The sequence below is a fragment of the Evansella halocellulosilytica genome (assembly GCF_002335745.1).
Taxonomy (GTDB): Bacteria; Bacillota; Bacilli; order Bacillales; family Salisediminibacteriaceae; genus Bacillus_CA; species Bacillus_CA halocellulosilytica.
Map to the genome: position 1 here is coordinate 4,048,532 of NZ_NIST01000001.1, position 17,631 is coordinate 4,066,162.

At 38.5% G+C, this 17,631-nt stretch carries 15 protein-coding genes; all 15 read right to left on the reverse strand.

Going from position 1 to position 17,631, the window contains the following annotated elements; genetic code table 11:
- Positions 1-26 precede the first annotated feature (26 nt).
- Positions 27-1,337: a cell division protein FtsA gene (ftsA, locus tag CD001_RS19220; RefSeq protein ID WP_096189215.1), complete on the reverse strand. Its 1,311-nt coding sequence runs from the start codon at positions 1,335-1,337 to the stop codon at positions 27-29.
- A gap of 242 nt (positions 1,338-1,579) precedes the next feature.
- Complete coding sequence (locus tag CD001_RS19225; RefSeq protein ID WP_096189216.1) at positions 1,580-1,939, reverse strand: small basic family protein; 360 nt, start codon at positions 1,937-1,939, stop codon at positions 1,580-1,582.
- A 1-nt stretch (position 1,940) separates the two neighbouring features.
- Positions 1,941-2,639 carry a DUF881 domain-containing protein gene (locus tag CD001_RS19230; RefSeq protein ID WP_179298820.1) on the reverse strand — a complete coding sequence of 233 codons (699 nt, stop codon included), beginning with the start codon at positions 2,637-2,639 and terminating at the stop codon, positions 1,941-1,943.
- 5 nt (positions 2,640-2,644) lie between these two features.
- Positions 2,645-3,358, reverse strand: a complete 714-nt coding sequence (locus tag CD001_RS19235) for a DUF881 domain-containing protein (protein ID WP_306454084.1) — start codon at positions 3,356-3,358, stop codon at positions 2,645-2,647.
- Entirely contained in the window at positions 3,333-4,118 is a 786-nt protein-coding gene (locus tag CD001_RS19240; protein WP_096189219.1) for a cell division protein FtsQ/DivIB, read from the reverse strand. The genes CD001_RS19235 and CD001_RS19240 overlap by 26 nt, the downstream gene beginning before the upstream one ends.
- Before the next feature lie 200 nt (positions 4,119-4,318).
- On the reverse strand, positions 4,319-5,227 hold the full coding sequence (gene murB / locus CD001_RS19245) for a UDP-N-acetylmuramate dehydrogenase (RefSeq protein WP_407081117.1): 909 nt from the start codon (positions 5,225-5,227) through the stop codon (positions 4,319-4,321).
- 474 nt (positions 5,228-5,701) lie between these two features.
- Positions 5,702-6,799, reverse strand: a complete 1,098-nt coding sequence (gene spoVE, locus CD001_RS19250) for a stage V sporulation protein E (protein ID WP_096189221.1) — start codon at positions 6,797-6,799, stop codon at positions 5,702-5,704.
- Between the two features lie 71 nt (positions 6,800-6,870).
- Entirely contained in the window at positions 6,871-8,232 is a 1,362-nt protein-coding gene (murD, locus tag CD001_RS19255; protein WP_096189222.1) for a UDP-N-acetylmuramoyl-L-alanine--D-glutamate ligase, read from the reverse strand.
- Positions 8,233-9,207, reverse strand: coding sequence for a phospho-N-acetylmuramoyl-pentapeptide-transferase (gene mraY / locus CD001_RS19260; protein ID WP_096189223.1), 975 nt, complete (start codon positions 9,205-9,207; stop codon positions 8,233-8,235).
- Between the two features lie 232 nt (positions 9,208-9,439).
- Positions 9,440-10,387, reverse strand: coding sequence for a Mur ligase family protein (locus CD001_RS19265; RefSeq protein ID WP_179298821.1), 948 nt, complete (start codon positions 10,385-10,387; stop codon positions 9,440-9,442).
- 1 nt (position 10,388) lies between these two features.
- Positions 10,389-11,852: a UDP-N-acetylmuramoyl-L-alanyl-D-glutamate--2,6-diaminopimelate ligase gene (locus tag CD001_RS19270; protein WP_096189225.1), complete on the reverse strand. Its 1,464-nt coding sequence runs from the start codon at positions 11,850-11,852 to the stop codon at positions 10,389-10,391.
- A gap of 154 nt (positions 11,853-12,006) precedes the next feature.
- The gene (locus tag CD001_RS19275) at positions 12,007-13,944 is read right to left on the reverse strand and encodes a stage V sporulation protein D (RefSeq protein WP_096189226.1); all 1,938 of its coding nucleotides are present in this window, start codon (positions 13,942-13,944) and stop codon (positions 12,007-12,009) included.
- A 110-nt stretch (positions 13,945-14,054) separates the two neighbouring features.
- Positions 14,055-16,277 carry a penicillin-binding protein gene (locus tag CD001_RS19280; protein ID WP_257009863.1) on the reverse strand — a complete coding sequence of 741 codons (2,223 nt, stop codon included), beginning with the start codon at positions 16,275-16,277 and terminating at the stop codon, positions 14,055-14,057.
- A 39-nt stretch (positions 16,278-16,316) separates the two neighbouring features.
- On the reverse strand, positions 16,317-16,676 hold the full coding sequence (ftsL, locus tag CD001_RS19285) for a cell division protein FtsL (RefSeq protein WP_179298822.1): 360 nt from the start codon (positions 16,674-16,676) through the stop codon (positions 16,317-16,319).
- Positions 16,677-16,678: 2 nt separating this feature from the next.
- Positions 16,679-17,620 (reverse strand): 16S rRNA (cytosine(1402)-N(4))-methyltransferase RsmH, encoded by a 942-nt coding sequence (gene rsmH, locus CD001_RS19290; protein ID WP_096189228.1) that lies wholly within the window; start codon positions 17,618-17,620, stop codon positions 16,679-16,681.
- Positions 17,621-17,631 lie beyond the last annotated feature (11 nt).

The following is a 17,631-nucleotide window of genomic DNA, read 5'->3' on the forward strand; positions in this document are numbered from 1 at the left end:
ATCCATCTTGGTTCACAATTTTAATCCTATTCAAAGAATACTTTGAACCAGTTTGAAACTTTCTTCTTCACCCCTGGTCCTTCCGGTTGTGTTTTTTGTTTCGCAACCCGTTCTTTACGATCTTTTCGTTCATTTCTTTCATTTCTTTCCTCTTCATAACCGCCGCCTTCTCCAGTTGCAAGTGCAGATGGCAGTTCTTTTCCTTGAATACGCAAGTTTCGATGAGCAAATGTAATAATACCGACACCATTTGTGTATTGAGGTTCCCTTACCCCTATGTAATCCGGTATTGCTACACGTACATTCTTTTGCAATACATCTCTTGCTAGCTCAAGTACCCCTTGCATTTTTACTGTTCCGCCAGTTAACACATAGCCTCCGGCTAACTCGCGATAGCCTAGACGCTGAATTTCTTTTTGGACGAATTGAAGAACCTCTTCAATTCTAGGTTCAATAATGTTGGCAATTTGCCATTGAGAAAATTCTTGTTTTTGATCACTACCAATCTCCGAAACTTCGAAAGTTTCATCATCGGAGGCATGATCAACAAAAGCATGTCCATACTCTTTCTTTACAAGTTCAGCTTCTTCTGTAGACGTCCTTAAGCCAACAGATATATCATTTGTAATATGATCTCCACCTATTGGAATTTGTGTTGTGCCTTGAAGAACGCCATTTTCAAATACAGAGACAGTTGTAGAACCTCCACCTAAATCTATTAAGGCTACTCCTAAACTTTTTTCATCTTTTGATAATGCAATTGAACCAGCTGACAGCGGCTGTAATACTATATCAGCAACTTTTAATCCAGCTTTTTCAACACAACGTAAAATATTATGTAACATTGTTTTTGAGCCAGTAATAATTGTTCCTTCCATTTCAAGACGAACACCTATCATTCCTCGTGGATCATTGATTTCGTCTAAGCCATCAACAATAAACTGTTTTGGAATGACGTCGATAATTTCTCTTTCAGGAGGAATCGAAATAACTTGAGCTGCATCGATTACACGTGTGACATCTTCATCACCAATTTCTCTATCTTCACTTGATACGGCTACAACACCATGGCATGGCTGCAGTTGAATATGATTACCTGTAATCCCCACAATAACATGGTTAATCGATAATCCAATCATTCTTTCTGCTTTATCAACGGCATTTTGAATCGACTGTACGGTTTCATCTATATCAACAATAGAACCTTTTTTGATTCCTTTAGAACTCGTCTCTCCAACACCAATGATGTTCAGCGTTCCGTTCGACATTTCTCCGATAATGACACGGACGCTTGATGTGCCTATATCTAATGTTACGTATATTTCTTGGTTGTTCATTGGCTGGCACCTCCTTTAAAGCATACATTTACACATATTAAGTGATTTCCCTTATTTCATTAACAATAAAACGAGATAGATATGAAACTTATTCAACAACGATGTCATTATCCCTTTTTTTAAAAGCTAATTTTTAAATTAAATCTGAAAAATTTGTTATCGAGAGATGACTTACGCAAGTTTAACTACATTTATATTAATTGTAACGTTTATCTCTTAGATGTACTAGAGGAAAATAGTTTTCATTCAACTTGTTTATTCCTTCTACTCATCCATCTTTCTAGCAACATGCGACGAATCATCGCAATGTTATGGAAAAGCCGAACGCCGAAAGCAAATACAGCGACTAAATACAAGTCTACACCAAGATGAACGCCTAGAAAAGCCAAACCCGCTGCTAAAATGATGTTCGTAAAAAAACCTGTTAAAAATACCTGTTCATTAAATACATTTTCCAGATGTGCGCGAATGCCTCCAAATAACGTATCTAATGCAGCAAGTACAGCTATTGACAAGTAGTTACTATATTCATCTGGAATTTGAAATTCCGAAAATAGACCTAATAGAACCCCAATTAAAAGACCTACGATTGGAAGCCACATTTTATGAATCCTCCTTTACCGGAGTCATGTAACGAACTCGGTATGTTCTTTCATATGCCGGAATTGTTAAGTAGTTAATTGGCTGTGATTCAATGTTGAAGTTGTCATATGAAAAATATTCCTTTGATTGAGAGGACATAATGGCATGGTGCAGCTGTTCAGGATCATCAGTTATTACACGAACCTTCAACGGAAATTGGGTCATTCGGCTTCCATTAACTAAAGTAACTCCATTTGCTTCACGGATCGCAGAATTTGAAACAATTCTTTGATGACCAATTGCTATTTCTTCTGCCCCGTTAATATTCAGCTCATTAATTAACATTCGTAGTAAATGCGGTGGGACTGACCGTATTGCACCACCTGAATAATTTTCATCAAAATGCGGACTAATTTCTATAACAACACCTGCTCCGCTTTTTTCTGTCAACCCAGCACTTTCACTTAATTCTTCAATCACATCTGAAATAACATCCTCAACATTTTCTGACTGTTCTAATTCATTTAAAAGCTCAATCTGTCTATCTATTTCCTCATTTAACTCTTTTTGCCTTTCTTTTTCAACGGTAAGAGCTTGTCTTAATTCATTTACATTCCGTGTATCCCGTACTTCTGGCTCTTTCGTAATTTGGAATTGGATGGCGACCATGAACCCTATTATCATCGTGACAATCGTAAATGTAATCATTCGATCCTTCATAGATGTCATCCTTTCTCTGCATAGTACGGATCAAGAACGATATCATTCTTTTTTTCAATCCTTACTTCAATGTTTTCTCCGACGAGGAGGTCTTTTACGCCTCCAACCATGTTTAATGACGAGTTTAACGTTTCACTATCACCGATAGCAGTAATTTCAAATGGAGCGTAAGAAGTATGGCCGTCTACTTCAATGACAGGTCCAATACATTGAATATAAGATTGGTGGTTTATTCGATGACCATTAATCGCAATAGCTTCAGCACCCGTAACAAGAAGCTCGTCTATCACCATTTGAAGATGCTGTTCGTGAACAATGTAGTTGTTTGGGTTTTCCTCTTCATGTATATAGTCAGAATCATCTAAGGATACAACGATTCCTTCACCTTGAACTCCTACTTCACCAGTAATCATTCTTAACCGGTCTAAATCTTCTACTAAGTTAAAATACGTTCGTTCGCGATGAGCGACTTCCTCTTCTATTTCAGTGATTTGCTGCTGAAGTAACCTCAACTCTTCTGTTAAATTGCGATTTATTTGCTGTTCCATTAAAACTTGATTACGAAGATCATCTTCCATTCTCCATTGACTGCTAGACATGTTTGGAGATGAGTCAGTTTGACTGTTCGTAAACTGGTAACTCAGGGCAACGATAAATCCAGTCACTAATAGAACGAAAGCAAATATAACGTGACTACCCTTCACCTTCAACCTCTTCATCCTCCTCTTCATGGAAACTTTCAAAATATGGGTTCATTCTCATATGCACAATTCCTTCTTCATTTGGATCTAGCTGCTCAACAACAGAAGGATATGGGGCAATACGTTCAGCAAAATCACGTATCGTTGTACTAACGACAAACCCATCATTCATATAGATCATGAGCCTTGTCTGATCATTTTCAGTAGGTGTTAAATATATCTCTGACATATGGTAACGTAAGTGATCTTTCACTTTACTCAATTCTTCAGCAAATAAAGTTAACAATTGATCTTCATCACTAAAGTCATTTAAGATCGGAGCATCATATGGGAAAGGTGAATGAATGAATGGTTCCGGTAGCGTTTCACCTGTTTCAATAAGGGGAAGAAACTCATGGCCATCCTTTATGTAAGCAACGATTTCATACTCCTCCACATTAATTGATACTGTATTTGGCCATTGACGCTGAATTGCGGCTTCGTTAATAAGCGGGTGTTCTTCAACGTTACCGATGACAGTATCCCTGTCTATCGTCCACATATTTACATCATTTAAAAGGGCAGAAGTATCGATAATCCATTCCTCTTCTGTATAAATGTTTCCATTCACTTCGACTTGTTGTACATTTGAAAATGAAGTTTGAAAGTAAATGACGATCGTCATTAACAAAAAGAAGGTAGAAACATAAATGATTAGTCTTCTATTTGCTCGTTGTTTGCGTCTTTCTTTTAATGTTGGAATACGTTCTTCTATTTCAACTACTTTTTTATGATTCATTTCATTATCCTCCATTGTATAGCAAAGGAATCAGGGAAAAAATATACATATACTCGCATTTAAAAAAATAGACAAATGACCTGTTTAGCTACAAGGAAGATTCTAGGTAATAATTCCTATTTTTTTTTTAGAAATTTACCTACTTATAATTTCGAAAAGGCAGGTTAGCCCTGCCCTGCTTAACAGCCTACTATTTGATTTTAATCGGTAATCCCCACTTGTTCAACCTCTGTTTCCATCTTTACTTCATATTTTTCAAAAATGGTCTTCTGAATGTGCTTAATAAGGTCTATTACATCTTTTGAAGTTGCATCTCCTTTGTTCACAATAAAGTTAGCATGGACTTCCGATACTTGTGCCCCGCCAATAGAATACCCTTTTAATCCAGACTTTTCTATTAGCTGACCAGCATAGTAAGGAAGAGGATTCCGAAACACACTGCCACAGCACGGAAAGTTCCACGGTTGTGTATCTCTACGATAATCTTTATTTTTTTGTAGTTCTTGTTTGATAGTTTCAGGATCTCCTTCATTTAGTTCGAATTCAGCTTCGACTACAATCCCCTCTTCTGATTGTAGGCGAGAAGTCCGATAGGAAAATGACATTTTATCACAATTGATCCATTTAAAAGTCCCATCTGGATATAATATATGAGCACGTATTAAAATGTTTGACATATCTGATCCATGAGCACCAGCGTTCATAAAGATTGCCCCACCGACCGTTCCTGGAATACCAGCTGCAAATTCTAATCCGGAAAGTCCTTTTTTACTAATGATCGTGGCAAGCTTGATTAACGAATAGCCGGCACCTACTCTTAATGTTGTCCCCTGAACTGAGTAATCACTAAGTTTTTCACTAAGTTTAATAACAACACCATTAATCCCTTTGTCTGATATAAGTAAGTTGGAACCTCTTCCTAAAGGAAACCAAGGAATATTTTCTTTATTTATATATGCTATAGCTTGCTTAAGTGCATCCACAGTATAAGGTTCAAAGAAAAGTGCCGCAGGTCCGCCAATTTTCCAAGTTGTGTGATTTTTTAACGGCTCCCCTTCAATTACACTACCTTCTAACCGTTCAAAATACTTCTTTATGTTCTCCATCATAAAACCTCCTTACCGTTTCCATGTAAGACCCTGCGTATATATCAATTCGTTCATTTAATATGGCTGTTATGCATTTTTATTGCTATTACATTTTCATAATGGACATTCAAAGCAACCAATAAACATTGTTCCCTTTTTCCACTATGACCTTCATGAACGATTAACTGTTCCTATGTAATCATCACCACTAAATTTACCTCACATAATATTATATCTTAAAAATAGTTGTCTTGATGTTACGAATTCATCATTTTTATGAAAAGAAAAATAGAGGGTGTCTCAAAAGTATTTTGAGGACACCCTTTCTTTCATTTTATAATCAAATATTCGAAATTGCTATCACCAGAGCATTCACTTCAGGGCACAAGTGCGACATCTACTCGTGCTGCATTTTCGTTTGCATTCGTTACGTCTTCTTTCCCTTCGGCAATGCTTCAACTTCCTCGTGTTTAAAGAATTTGAACCGTTCAAATGTTAACGCATATGCCGGCTAATATTCAGTAGAACGCCGATTGAGGTTAACATTAAGGTTAATGATGACCCCCCGTAACTAAGTAATGGCAAAGTAATTCCTGTAACAGGCATAAGACCGATAACAACTCCAATATTAATCATAACTTGAATAGCTATCATCCCGATAATACCTGTGGCCATTAAGCTTCCATATAGATCCGGGGCAAATAAAGCAATTCTTAAGCCTCTCCACAAAAGGATTGCAAAACACGCAAGGACAAATGCCCCCCCGATAAAGCCAAGCTCCTCTGATAGAATCGCAAAAATAAAATCGGTTTGCGGTTCAGGAAGATAGAAATATTTTTGCCTGCTCGCCCCAAGACCTAACCCTAAAAACCCTCCAGGGCCAATAGCATATAATGACTGAATAATTTGAAAGCCACTCCCTAGAGGGTCCTGCCAAGGGTCAAGAAAAGAAGTAATTCGTTCAAGTCGATACGGCGCTGATATAATTAGTCCAACTAAGCCGACAACACCAATCATTCCTAAGTATACAAAATGACTTATTTGTGCCCCGGCAATAAAGATCATAACCACACATGTTAATACCATGACTGCACCAGTCCCTAAGTCTGGCTGAAGCATAATCAAAGCAAAAGCAAGCATGACAAGTCCTAGTGTCGGAAAAAGCCCTTTCTTCCACGTCGTCACATACTTTTGTTTATCTGATAAATACTTGGCTAGAAAAAAGATCATCGCAATTTTCATAAACTCTGAAGGCTGAATCGAAAATGCGCCTACCCCTAACCAACTTTGAGCACCGCCTCTAACGAGCCCAACTCCAGGTATTAATACTAAAATTAGCAAGCCGAAACAGATGATCAAAAAAATCTTAGCCATTTCACGCCAGTTCCAATAATCAATATTCATCATAAAAAACATAGCGATGAGTCCTAGACCAGCAAAAAACAATTGACGTTTCAGGAAAAAGAAAGAATCATCGAATCTATAATCGGCCCATACTGCACTAGCACTAAAAACCATGATTAATCCAACAATTAATAAGCTTACTGTTGCTCCTATTAACAATAAATCTGGAGCTGACCTAACTTTAGGCAATAGAGTGCACCTCCGATTTTGGACAGAATCTCTATTACCTATTTTTATGTCCGAGTTGGACAAACATGACTTTATTGTATAATCTTTTCTACAGCTTCTATGAAACACTCTCCGCGCTGCTCAAATGTTTTGAATTGATCCCATGATGCACAAGCAGGTGATAATAAAATAACATCGCCCGACTCAGAACATTGATATGCTGTTTCGACTGCTTCATTGAGATGCGACGTTTTCTCAACCTTAGTAACCCCTGCTTGCTTTGCCGTTTCTGCTATCATGTCTGCTGTTTCTCCGTACGTCACAACTGCTTTTACGCGCTTCTTAAAATATGGAATTAAATCATCAAATGACACACCACGATCTAACCCGCCGGCAATTAATACGACTGGCTGTTCAAATGCTTTTAAAGAAGTAATCGTTGCAGGAATGTTCGTTGCTTTTGAATTGTTATAAAATAATCTCCCATTAAAGGAATCGACAAATTGTAACCGGTGTTTTACACCACTAAATGTTTTAAGGGTATGGATGATTTGTTCTTTTGACCCTCCTGCCAATACTGCAGCAGCAGTAGCAGCTAGTGCATTCGCAATGTTATGTTCACCAGGAAGAGACATTTCTTCTTTATGAATGAATCTATCTCCGAAGATGACAAGCCAGCCATCACGATCTAAGTATGCACCATTCTCTATACGTTGTGTAAGAGAAAATGGGATTTTTTTTGCTTGTCCACTTTTAACGATGTGAACTACTTGGTTATCATCTGCGTTATAAATAAGATAATCCTCAGACGTTTGATTTTCCATAATTCGGCTTTTTGCTTCTTGATAGTTTTCAAACGAACCGTGGTAATCAATATGGGCTTCCACGATATTTAAAATCATCGCGATATAAGGTTTAAACGTTTCAACACCCATTAATTGAAAACTTGACAGCTCAGTAACGAGTACATCATCCTCAGTTGCATGTTCCGCAACTTCACAAGCAACATCTCCGATATTTCCTGCAATTAAAGGGCTTTTCTTTCCTCCATTAAGCATTTCATATAAATAGGTAGTTGTTGTCGTTTTACCGTTTGAACCAGTAATTCCGATTATTTCTGCTTCACTAATTTGCGAAGCGAGCTCTATTTCTGTAATAACAGGAACCTTTTGTTGTAATGCTTTTTCAATTAGTGGATTCGAATACGGAATCCCCGGGTTCTTAACGACATAATCGATTTGCTCATGAATTAACTGTAATGGGTGTGAGCCACAAATGACTTCTGCCCCCATTTCCTCTAATTGTTGTGCTTGTTTATTTTCTTCTAATGGGAGACGGTCATTAACCGTCACATTCGCCCCAAGCTTTAAAAGCAGCTTAGCCGCAGCTGTTCCACTTTTTGCAAGCCCTAGCACGAGTACATGTTTACCTTGAAAACGAGTTGTTTCTTTCATTTATAACCACACCTCAATATAAACTCCAATGATGGCAAATAAGAAGCCGACAAGCCAAAATGTAACGACTACTCTCCATTCACTCCACCCCGATAACTCATAATGGTGGTGTAATGGGCTCATCTTAAAAATCCGTTTTCCTGTTGTTTTAAAAGAAACAACTTGAATGATGACTGATAATGTTTCGATAACAAATACACCGCCAATAATAACGAGGAGTAATTCCATTTTCGTTAAAATTGCGATTAACCCGATTGCTCCACCTAGTGCTAGAGAGCCCGTGTCACCCATAAATACTTTAGCTGGATGTGCATTAAATACTAAAAAGCCAAGTACTGCTCCAACAACTGCAATAGAGAAAAGCGAAACAGAATACATCGATAATGAATATGCAATAATAGCAAATGCACCAAATGCAATCGCTGAAGTACCAGCAACAAGACCATCTAATCCATCAGTTAAGTTCACAGCATTAGAAGCACCGACTAAAATAATAATCATAAGTGGGAAATAAAGCCAACCTAATTCAACAGACAAGTTCGTTCCGGGAACGGTTATGTCAGTCGGTAATCCGTGCTGGACTAAAACGAAATATACAATAGTTGAAATAAACACTTGGCCGAGAAACTTTTGTTTTGATGTTAGTCCTAAATTACGTTTTTTGACAACCTTGATAAAATCATCTAAAAATCCTAGTAATCCAAATCCAAGTGTAACGAAGATAAGCATCCAAATTTCAACATTAATGGAATGGAATTGTCCTGCTAATATTAATGTCGAGGCTACAATTGATAGGACGATCATAATTCCACCCATTGTTGGTGTTCCTGTTTTTTTCTGATGTGATTTCGGACCTTCATCCCTAATACTTTGACCAAACTTCAACCTTCTTAAAAATGGGATAAAAATGGGTGATAAAAGCACCGTAATTAAAAATGATAAAATTAATGTAAATAATAATCCTTGTTCCAGCATAATTTTTGGAACTCCTTTCTAACAACAACTCAATTCTTTGATGTATTTATTCATTTACTGTCGAGCAGTTTTTATAAAACTGTATGTTTGTTTTGACATATGAAGCTTACATTCTTTGAAAAAGTGATTCATGGGTTATATATAATGGCTTATTTTTATTTTATCGCCTTCCGTCCTATTTAATGCCTCTGCATTCCAAAAAAGGAAAGTTTACCGCTTATTAAAAAGAGTGTCAATTGACTTTTTCTCTATACTCTTTTAATGTCTCTGCAATTTTTTCAGGCATTACACCTAGGTGAACGGAAAGCGCAATAGCAAAGACGGCATTTTTCACGAGCGGTTCTGAAACTAATGGAAGGGTAAAAGTCATCCTTACACCTGATAATGTGAAGTTTACCTCTGTCTGGCTTTTAACGACATGATCAATATGAAACAAAGAATCTTTATGAAAGCCACAATAGAGAGGGTCTGCTCTCCAATCTCTTCTTAATAAAGGCTCGTCTCCGTCAAGGATTAAAACTGAACTTGCTTTCATGGCACTTTCAACTTCAATCGCAAAATCAATTTCCGAAGCCTGTGAACGAACTGATTCCTTGTTTTGATTACTAGTGATGATCAAGTAGTTCGGAACGATAATTTGCTTAAGCAATTGGATGTCGACCTTGGTTTCAACTGGTAATTCGAATACGAATGCATCTGCTTCCCTTGACATATTTAAAGCAGCTAATGAAATATCTTCATATCCTTGAAGAACCTCGGTTGTTTGATGAACATGAAATTGTTTTGTCAAAATCGATGTAACGATATCTTTTGTCATCCTCTTTCCGTCGCTACTTGTAACGCAGATCACAATCGGGTCAATTTCTTTTAAGTACATGTTTGATAATTCATGTAAAGCTTTCGATGTATTTTCTACGAGAAATAAAGGGAATGTATTAGGAACGGTTTCAGGGATAGGCTTATTTTGCTGCCATAGAGCCGCACTCGCTCCTCCTTCAATAGCAGCCTCCAAAAACCGGTGGCCATCAAACGTCTCCGTCTCTAACGGAATATATAAATGGCCTTTCTGAATACTATCACTATGAACACTTGCTCCTTGTGCAATAAACGTAAGGGGAACATCGCCTGCTGTCGTTAAAGATACTGATTTTAATAAGTGTAAATCAATCGTTGACAACATCTTATTTTGCCTCCTCGGCTGCCTTTTTCGCAATAACTCGATCATCAAAATGATAGTTCGTCGTTCCAATTGTTTGATACGTTTCATGTCCTTTCCCGGCAATCAAGATAACTTCATCTCGCTGTGCTGATTGTACAGCTGTTTCAATAGCTGATTTCCGGTTTTCAATGACTTTATAATCCGTCCCTTTCATACCTGTTTCCATATCTTCTAAGATTTTCAGTGGATCCTCCGTTCGTGGGTTATCCGAAGTTAAATAGACGAAGTCAGCCAATTGCTCAGCAACTGCAGCCATCTTAGGACGTTTTGTTTTATCACGGTCACCGCCACATCCGACAACAACAGTCACTTTACCTTTTGCAAACTCTCTAATCGTCTCTAACACATTTTTTAAGCTGTCAGGAGTGTGGGCATAGTCGACAATGACATGGTATGGGCTATTCATTTCCACTCGCTCAAATCGACCAGACACACCTTTCACTTCTTCTAAACTCGTACAGATGCTTTCCAAGCTTATACCGGAAGCATACGCAGCAGCTAATGCGGCTAGTGCATTATAAACAGAAAAGGTCCCGGCCATCTTTAAACGAACAGGCATTGAATGTTCACCAATGTTTACGTGAAAATCGGTTCCTGTTTCATGTACATTGATATTTGTCGCCTTGACGTCAGCATCTGAATGGATTCCATATGTTAAAACTGGTACAGCTGTCATCATTTTAATACGCTCAGAAGCTTCATCATCATTATTAATAACAGCCATTTTATATTTGTTCTGGTCATAGGCATTTCCTAATTGGGCAAATAACAGCCCTTTTGCGTAACCGTAACGCTCCATCGTTCCGTGAAAATCTAAATGATCTTGCGACAAATTTGTAAACACTGCAATATTAAATTCACAACCGTGAACTCTTCCTTGTTCTAGTGCATGTGAAGAGACTTCCATTGTTATCGTATCTACCCCTTCACGAACCATGTTCGCAAACTCCTTTTGTAAAACGAGTGATTCAGGAGTTGTATTTTTAACCGGCACTTCTTTCTCGGCGTACCTCATATACATCGTACCGATCATACCGATATTTTTTTGTGCATCCGTTAAAATTTTTTCGATTAAATGAGTCGTTGTCGTTTTACCATTTGTACCAGTGACACCGATCATGTGTAAATTCTTCGTCGGATATTCATAATAAGCCGCTGATACGATTGCCATTGCACGCTTTGAATCTTTTACTATTACAACAGGAATGTCGACATCCAATGGTTTCTCAGCAACTAGTGCAACTGCACCATTTGAAATGGCTTGCTCAGCATAATCATGCCCATCAACTGTATAACCTGGGACACAAAAGAAAAGACTTCCTTCTGTGACTTCACGCGAGTCCATGTGGAGGTCTTGAATGAATGGATTACTCTCATTTGGTAGAGAATATGCTGGCAATAATGCTACTAAATCATGTAAATACATTGTCACTACTCCTTCAATCTCGTTATCAATTCTTCATATTCAACGATTTCTATACTGTAGCTGACTCATTTGTGCTTCCCATTATACTTTTGAGTCAGCCCATAGTTAGATTATGTTTCCTGAAACATTTTCACAAATATTGTTCTTTACTATTTTACTGTTCATCTTCTTGTTTGTCACCCATATATACACGAATTGTTGAACCCGCACTTACTTTTGTTCCAGGTTCAGGAGATTGAAGCACTACTTCTTTCCCTTCCCCGGAAGCATCAAGACTCAAGTCATAATAAGCTTGATTAATATCATTTATTGTCCTCCCTACTAAATCAGGTACTTCTACGAGCGGGACATCGTTCCACATCCGTTCTTTTTCAATTTGTTCATCTCTTTTTTCTACTCCTAATGCTCTTAAACCGTCTTCCATAATGTTACCGACAATAGGTGCTGCTACTGTTCCACCAAATTGAACCGTACCTTTCGGGTTATCAACTGCAACATAAACAACAATTTGCGGATCATCAGCAGGGGCAAATCCTATAAAAGACACGATATGGTTATTCTCCAAGTATCGACCGTCTTTTGCTTTTTGAGCTGTCCCTGTTTTTCCTCCTACACGATAGCCATCAACATATGCACCGCGTCCTGTACCTTTTGCAACAACGTGTTCAAGCGCATTTCTTACCTCAGTTGATGTTTCTTCTGAGATGACCTGTTGCTTCATCGTCGGATTCGTTCTTGAAATCACTTCTCCTGTTTCGCCATCAAGCCATTCATGTGCAAAATACGGCTGATATAAGTAACCTCCGTTAATAGCAGCCGCGACAGCTGTTACTTGTTGTATCGGAGTAACAGATACCCCTTGCCCGAATGCCGTTGTCGCTAATTCAAGCGGTTTTACTTCCTCTACATCAAATAAAATTCCGGTTCCTTCACCTTGAAGGTCAATACCGGTTTTACTACCAAACCCAAAATCATGAATGTATTGGAATAAAGCCTCTTTCCCTAATCTTTCCCCCAATGCGACAAACCCAGGGTTACAAGAATTTTGTACGACTTCTAAAAATGTTTGGGAACCGTGACCACCTTTTTTCCAGCACCTTAGTCTATGACCAGCTACTTCAATATACCCCGGATCATGGAATGAATCCGCATGAAGATCTACTTTTCCTTCCTCAAGTGCTGCGGCTAGTGTAATAATTTTAAATGTAGAACCCGGTTCATACTGACTCCAAACAGGTTTGTTTTGGTTGTAAATTTCAGGAGGCACTTCACGGAAACGTTCAGGGTCATAATCAGGACGAGAAGACATACCAAGAATTTCGCCTGTATTAGGGTTCATCGCAATCGCCATTGCACCATCTGGATTATATGTCGCTTCAGCAATATCTAATTCTCTTTCAATAATCGTTTGAATTCTTGAATCGACTGTTAATTTTAAATGTTGACCATTTTTTGGCGCGGTATATTCATCAGCAAGATTTGGCATTCGCCTTCCTTTTGCATCTGAGTAAAAGGAGACATGGCCTTGTTCGCCAGCAAGCTTTTCATCATAATAAAGCTCAAGTCCGGTTAGTCCTTGGTTATCAATGCCTGCAAAACCTAACACATGTGATAAATAATTCCCAAATGGGTAATGCCTTTTATTATCTTCAGCTATATAAACGCCTTCGATGCCAAGCTCTCTTACTTCTGCTGCTAGTTCATTACTTATTTTTCTACCTTCAGGATTAATTCGTTCAATGGAAGAATTTTTTGTCACAAGCTCATACACTTTTTGTTCTTCCATCTTCAATACTTCTGCAAGCTTCGCTGAGACATCTGCTGGATCTGTTATTTGCCTTGGTACTACTAAGACAGACGGAGCACTAATATTCGTCGCAAGAGGTACACCATTTCTATCTAATATTTCCCCACGCTTCGCTTCAAATGGGATATTCCTGCTCCACAAGTCTTCTGCTTTATCTGAGAGTTCATCTCCCATTGCTAATTGAACGTAACCTAGTCTAATGATCATTACAAAGAAAACGATAAGTCCGACACCTAATGCAAAAATTAACCTTTTACGTACGGTAACATTCGATACTCTTTTCATCATGAACCCCCCGTTGTCTAAACACTTTGGCTTGGTTCAGTAATATGAAAAAAATGGACAGGTTAGAACCTGTCCATAAGAACTTTTATACAATGTATCGAATCGTTTCTTTAATCCATGAAAAACTCATCATCTTCTAATTCTTCATCGTCCTCATCATCATGAACATCTTGGTCAGCTTCTCGTTCAACTTCTTCATCAAAAGGTTCCGTTAATGTCACGATCATCTTCGTAACGCCTTCAATCGACTCACCTGGCGATGGACTTTGATCCCGAACAAACCCGCTGCCATCGAAATCGATATCTATTCCCGTTAAGTCTCTGAAAGCAAACAGCTGTCTCATTGACCAATTTGTCATATCCGGGAATTCACCACCGTTTCCATCCGTTTTGAGTAAAACCTTCTCACCAGGAATAATCTCTACTTCTGGACGCGGAATTTGCGCTTCAACAGTACTCCCATCACCAACAACAAAGACTTGCTGACCATCTGATTCTAGTTGCTCTACAGCTTCTTGTATATTTTCTCCAATGTAGTCTTCCATCTCTATTCCATGCGACATGTTCTCATCGCCAATTTCCTCTGTCGGCGAAATGTTTAAATATTGTAAGCTTTGCTGCATGACTGGTTTAAAAATTAATGAAACAGGTGTTGAACCTGATTCTGACTCCTCTAGTTGTGGGCGATCGACAGCAACATAAACAATAACTTCAGGATCTTCTGCAGGAGCCATACCTAGAAAAGAAAAGATATTTTTTCCATGTCCATTTAAATACCCATTACCTTCTGGATCTGGAATTTCAGCTGTCCCGGTTTTTCCGGCTATATTAAATCCTTCAATGGCATAAGGAGTACCGGTTCCATCTTCTGATGAAACGACCGTTTCTAATATATCTAGAACTTCTCTAGAAGTTTCAGATGAGATTGGTTCGCCTACAATTTCAGGCTCATTATTCGTAATCACTTCACCATCTTCGTCATTCACAATTCGGTCTATGATATAAGGTTTCATCATTTTCCCTTCATTTGCAATAGCCGATGCTGCTTGGATTTGTTGAATTGGCGTTACCGCTGAAGCTTGTCCAAATGCAGTATATGCAGCATCACCATACCATGAATTTGCAAGAACCCCACCCGTTTCATTTGGAAGGTCAATCCCTGTTGGTTCAGTAAAACCAAATGAAGTTAAATATTGATATAAATTTTCTTGACCTAATTTTTCTAAAGCAAGAATGGAGAAAGCTACGTTCGATGAACGTTGCACTCCTTCATTAAACGTAATCTCTCCCCACCCACCACGATGATGGTCACGAATTGTGTGTGGACCAATTGTGTAAGAACCTGACTTGAATGTAGCTTCTCCGTTATAGACTCCAGCATCGACAGCAGCAGCAAGCGAGAAAACTTTCATTGTTGAACCAGGTTCAAAATGGGTTGAGACGTTAAAGTTCGTATAGTTTTCAATTGATTCATATTGATTCGGATTAAAACTAGGACGGTTTGACATCCCTAGTATTTCACCTGTTTTAGCATCGGCAACGACAGCCATCATCCGTTCTGGTTCGTATTCCTCTTCTACTTGGTTCATCGTTTGTTCAATGGACATTTGAATTCTCGAATCTAATGTTAAAAAAACTTGATCACCGTTTTTCGGTTCTTCGATCACTTCGTTTGCATTTACTAATGAACGATTAAGCGCGTCCTTTTGATACGTGATCCGCCCATCCTCTTCTTGTAAATATTCATTTAAACTATTCTCAAGTCCCATTCTTGCTTCCGACATGTCTCTTTCTGTATAACCGAGAACATGAGAGGCAAACATCTGCTTCGGGTAATATCTCCGGGCATCTTCTCTAAAAGTGATTCCATCAAGTTCTAGTTCCTCAACTTCTTCCATTTTTTCATAGCTTAAGAATTTTGTTTGAGGTCCTAACTCTACTTGGACCTTTTCATTTTGAATTCCCTCAGATAAAAGTCTTTCAATCACCTGCGTATCGATATCTAACACTGTACTTAATTGTTGTGCAGTAAATTGAGGGTCACTCACATAGTCATCGTACGTGTCATTCACAATAGCAACGATTGAATAAGAAGGAATTTCTTCAGCTAACGCTTCGCCATTACGATCATATATGGTCCCCCTCTGCCCATCGATCACTCTTGACTGGGACCACCTTTGTTCTAATAATTCTTGTAAATCCTGACCTTGTACTTCTTTTGCTGCTTGTATGTAGACAAAGCGCGAAAACATAATTGTTATCCCAATTAAAATGGCTAACAATATATAGAGTCCACGCTTTGTTACGACTACACTTTTATTTTTCTCTAACAAACAATTCGTCACCTCCAAAAAGCGAACAAGGGGAAGGTGTTAATCATGAATGCTTCTTACATCTTCTACACGAAGCTCCATCCCCATTGCCTCTGCTTCTGCTAATATTCTGTCTGGGTCTGAAAGCTCTTTCACTTGTAGTTCCAGCCCTTGGTTGATGCTCGCCTGCTGGGCAATGTCACTTTCTGTTTGTTGAATTTGATGGTTTACGATATACATAGAGGCATAATTTGATATCACAAGATAAAGTCCAAATACGACTGCAGCAAGAGCTGCAAAATAAATCAACTTCTCCCCTTTTGTAATCCCACCATTAAACACTTTTTGTTTAACGGTTTTTGTCTCCCGTTTTGGTTGCGGGTTCCATTGTTGTTCCTGCCTTTGTACTAATGGACTCATCTTCATTCCTCCTTATTTTTTTCAGCAATTCTAAGTTTTGCTGAATGGGCTCGTTGGTTTAGTTCTAGTTCATCCTCTTTAGCGACAATCGGCTTTCTGTTCACAAGTGTTAATTCCGGCTCAAACCCTTCAGGTACAACAGGTAATCCTTTCGGTAATTCAGGTGGTGTACCTCTCCTTTTAAAGACTTGCTTACATATTCGATCTTCTAGAGAATGGAACGTAATAACAGCAATACGGCCACCTTGTTTCAGCATATCGATCCCATCGTTAAGAGCATGATCAAAAACATTCAGCTCATCATTAACAGCTATTCGAATCGCTTGAAACGTACGTTTAGCCGGGTGTCCTCCTTTTCTTCTAGCAGGAGCAGGGATCGCTTCTTTAATCACTTCAACAAGTTGAAATGTTGTCGCGATAGGCTCTATTTCTCTAGCCTGTTCAATCTTTCGAGCGATTTGTTTCGCAAATCGTTCTTCACCATATTTTGAGATGATTTTCATAATGTCTTGAAACGACCATTCATTAACGACTTCATATGCCGTTAGAGCTTCGTTTCGATTCATCCTCATATCTAATGGTGCGTCAAAACGATAACTGAACCCACGTTCTGGTTCATCAAACTGCGGAGAAGATACGCCAAGGTCAAAGACAATTCCGTCTACCTTATCGATCCCTAACAGCTCAAGTTCCTTTTTTACATATTTAAAATTACTATGGACGAAATGTACGTTTCCTTCATAAGATGCAAGACGTTCTTTTGCATGGAGAAGTGCCGTTTCATCTTGGTCAAATGCAATTAAGCGTCCTTCTTCATTAAGTTCTGAAAGGATTCGTTCACTATGTCCACCACCACCAAGAGTGCAATCAACATAAATTCCGTCTCGCTTGATGTTTAATCCTGCTACTGTTTCTTCTTTCAGAACGGTTACGTGTTCAAACAAAGAAGTCCTCC

Bases quoted from the DNA above. Each gene is read 5' to 3' on its own strand.
- murB (WP_407081117.1), bottom strand. From the start codon at position 5,227: ATGATGGAGAACATAAAGAAGTATTTTGAACGGTTAGAAGGTAGTGTA.
- CD001_RS19225 (WP_096189216.1), bottom strand. From the start codon at position 1,939: ATGTGGCTTCCAATCGTAGGTCTTTTAATTGGGGTTCTATTAGGTCTA.
- murD (WP_096189222.1), bottom strand. From the start codon at position 8,232: ATGAAAGAAACAACTCGTTTTCAAGGTAAACATGTACTCGTGCTAGGG.
- mraY (WP_096189223.1), bottom strand. From the start codon at position 9,207: ATGCTGGAACAAGGATTATTATTTACATTAATTTTATCATTTTTAATT.
- CD001_RS19270 (WP_096189225.1), bottom strand. From the start codon at position 11,852: ATGTATTTACATGATTTAGTAGCATTATTGCCAGCATATTCTCTACCA.
- CD001_RS19240 (WP_096189219.1), bottom strand. From the start codon at position 4,118: ATGAATCATAAAAAAGTAGTTGAAATAGAAGAACGTATTCCAACATTA.
- CD001_RS19275 (WP_096189226.1), bottom strand. From the start codon at position 13,944: ATGAAAAGAGTATCGAATGTTACCGTACGTAAAAGGTTAATTTTTGCA.
- CD001_RS19265 (WP_179298821.1), bottom strand. From the start codon at position 10,387: ATGTTGTCAACGATTGATTTACACTTATTAAAATCAGTATCTTTAACG.
- ftsL (WP_179298822.1), bottom strand. From the start codon at position 16,676: ATGAGTCCATTAGTACAAAGGCAGGAACAACAATGGAACCCGCAACCA.
- CD001_RS19230 (WP_179298820.1), bottom strand. From the start codon at position 2,639: ATGAAGGATCGAATGATTACATTTACGATTGTCACGATGATAATAGGG.
- CD001_RS19235 (WP_306454084.1), bottom strand. From the start codon at position 3,358: ATGAAGAGGTTGAAGGTGAAGGGTAGTCACGTTATATTTGCTTTCGTT.
- ftsA (WP_096189215.1), bottom strand. From the start codon at position 1,337: ATGAACAACCAAGAAATATACGTAACATTAGATATAGGCACATCAAGC.